Origin of the sequence: Mesorhizobium sp. M1A.F.Ca.ET.072.01.1.1 (genome assembly GCF_004023325.1) — a bacterium.
GTDB lineage: Bacteria > Pseudomonadota > Alphaproteobacteria > Rhizobiales > Rhizobiaceae > Mesorhizobium.
The window spans coordinates 1-7,372 of record NZ_RZSF01000330.1; the positions used below are offsets into that span (position 1 = coordinate 1).

Here is a 7,372-nt window from a genome sequence, read left to right on the forward strand (position 1 = left end):
CTGTCCGGATTGTCGATGAGCCTTTGTGCCGACGGCCAATTCCTGCCGCCGCCACAAAGGCTCATCGACAATCCGGACAGTTGGCTCGACATGACCGATCTCGTCTTCGTCGATCCGGTCGGCACCGGCTACAGCCGCGAAGCGCCGGGCCAGGACACGAAAGGGTTCTGGGGCGTCGACCAGGACGCCAGCTCGGTCGGCGCTTTCATACGGCTCTATCTGGCGCAGAACGGCCGCACCGCTTCACCGCTCTTCCTCGCCGGCGAAAGCTATGGCGGCTTTCGCGCCGCGCTGCTCGCCAGGACGCTGCAGGAGGATGTCGGCTTGAGCCCCTCCGGCATCGTGCTGATCTCGCCGGCGCTGGAGTTCATGCTGGTGCGGCCGGACCAATTCGATCAATTGCACTGGGCGCTCGAATTGCCTTCGCTGGCGGCGGTGCGGCTTCGCGCCGACGGCGTCAGCGGCGAGGCGCTGCGCGACAGGCTGGCCGAGGTCGAACGCTATGCGCTTGGCGACTATCTGACGGCGCTCGCCAGCGGGCTGGAGCAAGGCGGCAAGCTCGCCAGCGGGCGCGTGGCGGAAATCACCGGCCTGCCGCTCGATCTCGTCGAGCGCAATTTCGCCCGTGTCCCTACCGGCCTGTTCACCCGCGAGTTCCAGCGCGCCAAGGGCAAGGTGCTCAGCCCGTTCGATGCCACGATCAGCACCGCCGATATCTCGCCGGGCAGCGCCCGCATAGAAGGCCCGGACCCGGTGCTTGACCGCAGTGTGCCGGTGCTGACCTCGGCCTTTGTCGCTTACGCCCGTAACGAACTGAATTATCGCACGGATGTCAGCTACCGGCTGCTCAACGGCGAGATCAGTCGCAATTGGGAGTACGGCACCTCGGGGCAAGGCTATGCCGGGGCGATGAACGACCTGCAGCGGGCGCGTTCGCTCAACCCCTCGCTCGGCGTGGTCATCGTCAACGGCTATACCGACCTGGTGACGCCCTATCTCGCTTCGCGCTATCTGGTGAACCAGCTTCCCTCGCTCGCCGACGCCAAACCGATCCGGCTCGATGTCGTGGAGGGCGGCCACATGATGTACCTCAGGCCCGACGGAAGGCGCGCGCTGAAGGAGGCAGCCTCCGAGCTCTACCAGGCGACGCAGTAAGCGCTTCTCGATCGGCCACGAGGGCTCTGCCCCAACGCAAGCGCCGCGCTGGAACAGCGCGGTAGAAGCTTTCGCCCGTATAGCTGGCAGAAGTGGATCCGATGGGGCGGAGCCGCCTCCACGCTGGCAAATCGATACCGCATGGCCGATGTCGTCGTCCTCGAAAGCCGCGAAAGGGTGCTGGCCGGCATCCTGTTCACCGCGGCCGCCTATTTCCTGTTTTCGGCGCAGGACGCCTCGATCAAGCTGTTGGTGGCCGGCATGACGGTGTGGCAGATCATGTTCTTCCGCTCGGTCACCGTCCTTGCCGCCTGCGGCGCGATCGGCGGACGGACGCTGTTCGCCGACACCGTAAACTCGCCCATCGTGCGGCCGATGCTGGTGCGCAGCGCGTTCACGCTCGCGGCCTGGCTCTGCTACTACAACGCCGCACGCTCGCTGCAGCTCGCCGAGCTCACCACCATCTACTACGCCGCGCCGATCATCGTCACCGTGCTTTCGGTGGTGATGCTGGGCGAGACCGTGCCGCTCTTGCGCTGGGCGGCGGTGTTCGTCGGATTCGTTGGCGTCTTCATCGCCTGCGACCCGGCGCGTCTCGGCTTCTCCGTGCCAGTGCTGCTTGTGCTGGCGGCAGCGCTTTTGTGGGGCATCGCCGTGGTGCTCTTGCGCAAGACCGCGATGCAGGAGCGCACGACGATCCAGCTGGTGCTCAACAATTTCTACTTCCTGCTTTTTTCGGCGGTGCCGGCGCTGATCTGGTGGCGCATGCCCGACGCGCCGCAACTCATGCTTCTCATGAGCGTCGGCGCGCTCGGCGGCGTCGCGCAATACATGCTGTTCGAGGGCATGAAACGGGCGCCGGTGTCGATCGTGGCGCCATTCGAATACACCTCGCTGGTCTGGGCGTTCGCGCTGGGCTTCGCCATCTGGGGCGACGTGCCGAGAACCGAAGTTTTCATGGGCGCGGCTTTGATCATCGGCGCCGGCCTGCTGATCGTCGGCAACGAGCGTTTCCGCAAACGGGTCGAGGACTCATGACAGAAGGCTGTCAGCACGAGCGGCATAGTCTGGTGCCATGACGGATACGGTCGACATGCCTGAAAAGCTTGCCAAGGGCACCGCCGACGCCACAGCCGAGCGCATGCTGGGCGTCGTGCTGGTCTCGGCCTCGGCCGTCGCCTTCGCGCTCACCGGCGTGCTGACCAAGTCGATCCATGCCGATCCGCTGACCATCACCTGCTGGCGCGGCTTCTTCGGCTCGATCCTGATTGCTCTCTACGTGTTGTGGCGCCGCCGCCGCTCGGGCGGGCGCGAGAGCCTCAGGCTCGGCTGGCGCGGCTGGCTGCTTGCGGTCGAGGGGGCTGCCGCCAGCATCGCCTTCATCGCGGCGTTCAAATACACCTATGTCGCCAATGTCGCGGTGATCTACGCCACCTCACCCTTCATAGCCGCACTGCTTGCCTTGCTACTGGTGCGGGAAAAATTCCGGCTGCAGACGATGCTGGCGGCGGCCGTGTCGCTATGCGGCGTCGCCGTCATGGTGGGCGGCGGCTTTGGCAGCGGCCACCTGTTGGGCGACGGGCTGGCGCTTTTGATGACCACCGGCAGCGCGCTCTACATGATCATGGTGCGCGCCTTTCGCGACTCGCCCGTCGTCTGGGCCGGCGCGGTGTCGGCCTTCCTGCTCTTCGTCCTCGGTTGGTTCGTCACCGACCCGGTTGCCATTTCGACCCGCGATATGGTGCTGCTTGCCACCTTCGGCTGCTCCTTCGCGCTGGCCTCGATCCTGTGGACCGAAGGTTCGCGGCTTATCCCCGCCGCCGAATCCGGCCTGCTCGGCTCGGCCGAAGTGCCGTTCGCCATCCTGTTCGCCTTGCTGTTCCTCGGCGAATTCCCACCGCTGGCCAGCATCGTCGGCGGCGCGATCGTGCTTTGCGCGGTTTTCGCGCACGCCGCACGCGACTGGTCGAGAGCCAAATCGACGCGTTCGTAAATTTTTTTCGCGGTCACGGAACCATCACTCGACTCAGGCATTGTTAGATCGACGGGTCACCCCCCAAGTCCCCCCAAACCCCTCGACCCGTCCGACTAGAAGCCGACCCGCAAAAAGGTCGGCTTTTTCTTTGGGCGTTCCTGGCCGTTCAGGGCGGCAGCGCCAGGCCGGTGCCCAGAAGCTCCGCGAGATCCCGCGCCGGACGAGCCGCCTCGCGGCCGAGCCGAATGGCGAAGCCGGCCATTGGCAGCGGCGGCAGGTCGAGATCGGGGGACGCTTCCACGATACCGGAATGGGCAAGACGCCGGGTGCGCGGCGTCAGCGCAATGCCGGCATTGACCGCGCTGCGCAGGCCGGCAAGGCTGGAGCTGCCGGCAGCGATGCGGTAGCGGCGGCCGGCGGCGTCGAGTGCATTGAGCGCAGCCTCCCTGAAGCCGCAATAGGGATCGAGCAGCGCCAGCGGCACCACCTCTTGCCGCGTCGCCAGCCCTTTGTCCGAGCAGAGCCACAGCATCGGCTCGCTGATCAGGAACGCTTCATCCGGGGATGGCGCATGGCGCATGGTGATCGCGAGATCGAGCTGGCCCGCCTGCAGCGCTGACCCGAGTTCCAGGGAGCGGCCGACGCGCAGCTCGATCCTGACACGCGGATGGCTGGCGGCGAAGGCGCGCAACAGCTCCGGCAGGCCATGATCGGCAAAGTCCTGCGTGGTGCCGATGGCGATGCGGCCGCCGACGCGCGCGCCTTTCAGCGCCAGCCAGGCCTCGGTGTGGACGGCAAGGATGCGCCTGGCGTGTCCGACAAGGTCTTCGCCGGCAGGCGTCAGTCCGCGCCCACGGCCCTGGGGCGCGAGCAGCGGCTCGCCGACGATCTCCTCCAGCCGCTGCATCTGCGCCGTGACGGCGGATGGGGAGCGGCCGACAGCGGACGCCGCCCTGGACAGGGAGCCGCCATCGACGAAGGCGAGGAAGGTTTTGAGCAGGTCGGGATCGAGAGTTTCCATACTTCGATGATATCGAAGTAATTATCAAAAACAATTCGATTTTTTTGATGAATGGCTGGTGGCATGGTCCCTTCATCGGCGGCGCGAAGCCGTCAGAAGCGAAGGAGAGAAAAATGCCGATCATCAATGTCAGCGTCACCGGCGAGCCCGACGCAAAGCGTTCCGCCGCGATCGCGAAGGAGATCACCGAGATTACGGCCACGCATCTGCGCAAGGACCCGACCATCACCGCGGTTGCGGTCAGCTACGTCGATCCGCAGCACTGGTTCGCCGGCGGCAAGTCGCTGGCCGAGCATGGTACGAGCACCTTCTGGCTCGACATCAAGGTGGTGGACGGCACCAACACCAAGCTCGAGCTCGAAGCCTATCTCCAGGCGATTTTCGACGCCTTCGGCCGCCTGCTCGGCGGCGTCCATGAGGAAAGCTACGCGCTGGTGCATGAGGTTCCGGCGGCGGCCTACGGTTTTGGCGGCAAGAGCCAGGAGTTCCGCTTCATCAGCGGGAGACTGAAGGTGGCGTAGCGGCACGCCTTCCCTTCTCCCTTGTGGAAGAAGGTGGATCGGCGCGCAGCGTCGAGACGGATGAAGGGTTCTGGAAGAAGCACAACCTCGAAGAATCGATTGCTTTCAGGCACTTACATTCCCAGCGAAGCGATCCGTCCAACACCCTCATCCGTCCGGGCTTCGCTCGGCCACCTTCTCCCGCAAGGGGAGAAGGGAGCGCCCTACCAGCCCCACATTGACCTTGCCCCCACTTCCGCTACCTTCTGCCACCGAAGCGGCCGCGCAAGAGCCGCACCGTGGAGGACGTTGGGAGAGAGCGGCATGATCCTGACATTGGCGCTGCTTGCCGGTCTTGTCTTTGCCTGGCTGCTCATTGGCGTGATCGAGAGGTTCCGGCTCGACCTGCGCTTTACCCAGGCGTTGCTCTACGTGCCGTTCAAGCTCGCCTACCGCATTGCCGACGATCGCATCCGCATTGCCCGCAATGCCCGCACGCCGGTGATCTATGTCGTTTCGCACCAATCGCGCATCGAGCCGGCGCTGATGCTGTCGCTCTTGCCGGACGACACGCTGCACATTCTGGACGAGGCCTCGGCCCGCTCGCCCTGGCTGGAGCCGTGGCGCGAGCTTGCCCGGACCATCGCCTTCAATGCCGAACATCTCTTCGTGAGCCGGCGGCTGGTGCGCGTTTTGAAGGGCAAGGGCCGGCTTGCGGTCTATCTGCCCGACGACGTCGAGCCGGACGTCAAGTCGTTCCGCCTGTTCCGCGCCATCACCCGCATCGCCATGCAGGCCGACGCCCGCATCGTGCCGATCTTCGTCGCCGGTGCGCGCGACCTGCCGATGTCGCTGACGTCGGCCGACAAGGCGCCGCGCCACTGGTTCCCGCGCCTGTCGCTCAGCGTGCTGGAACCGATGACCGTCGCCGAGCTGGTGGCGCGCAACCCCGACATGGCGTCGAACACCAACGCCCTGTTCGACCGGTTTGCCGAGGCGCGGCTCTACGGCAGCAATCTCGACCGCGGCCTTTTCCTGGCCGTGCGCGACGCGGCGGATCGCGTCGGCGCCTCGCATCCGATCATCGAGGACGTGATTTCGGGCGCGCTCAGCTATCGCAAGATGTTCATCGGCGCGCGCGTGCTCGGCCGCCGCTTCGAGGCGGTGACGGCGCCCGGCGAAGCGGTCGGCCTGCTCCTGCCCAATGCCAATGGCGTGGTGCTCTCCTTTATCGGGCTTATCTCGGCGGCCCGCGTCGCGGCGATGATCAACTACACCGCCGGCCCGGCGAGCGTCACCGCCGCGATCCGCACGGCGGTCATTCGCACAGTGGTCTCTTCTCGCGCGTTCATCGAGAAGGCCGCCATCGACGACATCGTCGCCGCCGTCGAGGCGGGCGGCGCCAAGATGCTGTGGCTGGAGGATGTGCGCGAGAGCGTGACCTTGCTCGACAAGGTCGCGGCGGCGCTTTTCTGGCGTTTTCCGCTGCAGCGGCAGCATGCGTCGAAACCAGCGGTGATCCTGTTCACCTCGGGCTCGGAAGGAACGCCGAAGGCAGTGGTGCTGTCGCACCGCAACCTTCTCGCCAACGCCATGCAGGCCGAGGCGCGCATCACGATCTCGCCGGCCGATATCCTGCTCAACGTGCTGCCCGTCTTCCATTCCTTCGGGCTGACCGGCGGCACGATCCTGCCGCTGGTAACCGGTGTGAAACTGTTCCTCTATCCCTCGCCGCTGCACTACAAGATCATTCCGGAGATCGCGCGCAAGGTGAGGCCGACCGTCATGTTCGGCACCGACACTTTCCTCGCCAACTATGCCCGCACTGCCAAGGACGGCGATTTCTCCAGCCTGCGTTTCGTCGTGGCCGGCGCCGAAGCGGTAAAGCCCGAGACAAGGCGCACCTACCGCGACCGTTTCCAGGCATCGATCATCGAAGGGTTTGGGCTGACCGAGGCGGCGCCAGTGGTGGCGGTGAACACCGCCATCCACAATCGCGATGGCACGGTCGGCCGGCTGCTGCCGGCGATCCGCATGAAGCTTGAGCCGGTCGAGGGCATCAGCGAGGGCGGCCGGCTGTGGCTCGACGGGCCGAACATGATGATGGGCTACATGACCGCCGACCGCCCCGGCGAGTTGCAGCCGCTCGAGGGCTGGCACGACACCGGCGACATCGTCTCGGTCGACCGCGACGGCTTCATCACCATCCGCGGGCGGGCAAAACGCTTTGCCAAGATCGCCGGCGAGATGGTGTCGCTGGGCGCGGTCGAGATGCTGGTGCAGTCGCTGTGGCCGGAACAGCGCCATGCCGCGGTGGCGGTGCCCGATAAGAGGCGCGGCGAGCGCATCGTGCTGGTCACCACGGCCGACGACGCCAATGCCGAAGAGCTGCGCCAGTTCGGCAAGAAGGCCGGCGCGGCCGAGTTGATGGTGCCCAATGACATCATCAAGGTGGAAGAGATCCCGGTGCTGGGTTCCGGCAAGACGGATTACGTGTCGGCGCGGAAGCTGGCGATCGACCGGCTTGGGCTGAGCGCGGCGGCTTAGGCCGTATCGCAAGCGCTGGCGGGACAGCGCCCCCCTCTGTCCTGCCGGACATCTCCCCCACACGGGGGGAGATCAGATGCCGTCTCGGCTTTCGCCAATCAGCATCGTTGCAGGATGCGCGGCTTGAACGAAGCTGCCAATTTCTCCCCCAAGTGGGGAGATGTTCGCCAGGAC

6 protein-coding genes are annotated in these 7,372 nt (G+C 65.8%); 5 read left to right on the plus strand and 1 reads right to left on the minus strand.

Features of this window, described 5'->3' with window-relative positions:
• The 3 genes from EOA32_RS30475 to EOA32_RS30485 all read left to right on the plus strand — a co-directional run.
• Positions 1-1,155, plus strand: a 1,155-nt coding sequence (locus tag EOA32_RS30475; protein ID WP_128373691.1) for a peptidase S10, incomplete at its 5' end; no start/stop codon positions are given.
• Between the two features lie 141 nt (positions 1,156-1,296).
• On the plus strand, positions 1,297-2,193 hold the full coding sequence (locus tag EOA32_RS30480) for a DMT family transporter (protein ID WP_128373692.1): 897 nt from the start codon (positions 1,297-1,299) through the stop codon (positions 2,191-2,193).
• 55 nt (positions 2,194-2,248) lie between these two features.
• Positions 2,249-3,148, plus strand: a complete 900-nt coding sequence (locus tag EOA32_RS30485; RefSeq protein ID WP_128373693.1) for a DMT family transporter — start codon at positions 2,249-2,251, stop codon at positions 3,146-3,148.
• A gap of 148 nt (positions 3,149-3,296) precedes the next feature.
• Here EOA32_RS30485 and EOA32_RS30490 read toward each other — a convergent pair whose 3' ends face one another.
• Positions 3,297-4,151 (minus strand): LysR substrate-binding domain-containing protein, encoded by an 855-nt coding sequence (locus EOA32_RS30490; protein ID WP_128373694.1) that lies wholly within the window; start codon positions 4,149-4,151, stop codon positions 3,297-3,299.
• 113 nt (positions 4,152-4,264) lie between these two features.
• On the opposite strand from EOA32_RS30490, the gene EOA32_RS30495 reads away from it, so the two are divergent.
• Together EOA32_RS30495 and EOA32_RS30500 are read left to right on the plus strand one after the other, a co-directional pair.
• Complete coding sequence (locus tag EOA32_RS30495) at positions 4,265-4,672, plus strand: 4-oxalocrotonate tautomerase family protein (protein WP_128373695.1); 408 nt, start codon at positions 4,265-4,267, stop codon at positions 4,670-4,672.
• 303 nt (positions 4,673-4,975) lie between these two features.
• Complete coding sequence (locus EOA32_RS30500; RefSeq protein WP_128373696.1) at positions 4,976-7,198, plus strand: AMP-binding protein; 2,223 nt, start codon at positions 4,976-4,978, stop codon at positions 7,196-7,198.
• Positions 7,199-7,372 lie beyond the last annotated feature (174 nt).

What these genes read in the sequence shown, in the direction of transcription:
- EOA32_RS30480 (WP_128373692.1), top strand. Translation starts at nt 1,297, where the DNA reads ATGGCCGATGTCGTCGTCCTCGAAAGCCGCGAAAGGGTGCTGGCCGGC.
- EOA32_RS30485 (WP_128373693.1), top strand. Translation starts at nt 2,249, where the DNA reads ATGCCTGAAAAGCTTGCCAAGGGCACCGCCGACGCCACAGCCGAGCGC.
- EOA32_RS30490 (WP_128373694.1), bottom strand. Translation starts at nt 4,151, where the DNA reads ATGGAAACTCTCGATCCCGACCTGCTCAAAACCTTCCTCGCCTTCGTC.
- EOA32_RS30495 (WP_128373695.1), top strand. Translation starts at nt 4,265, where the DNA reads ATGCCGATCATCAATGTCAGCGTCACCGGCGAGCCCGACGCAAAGCGT.
- EOA32_RS30500 (WP_128373696.1), top strand. Translation starts at nt 4,976, where the DNA reads ATGATCCTGACATTGGCGCTGCTTGCCGGTCTTGTCTTTGCCTGGCTG.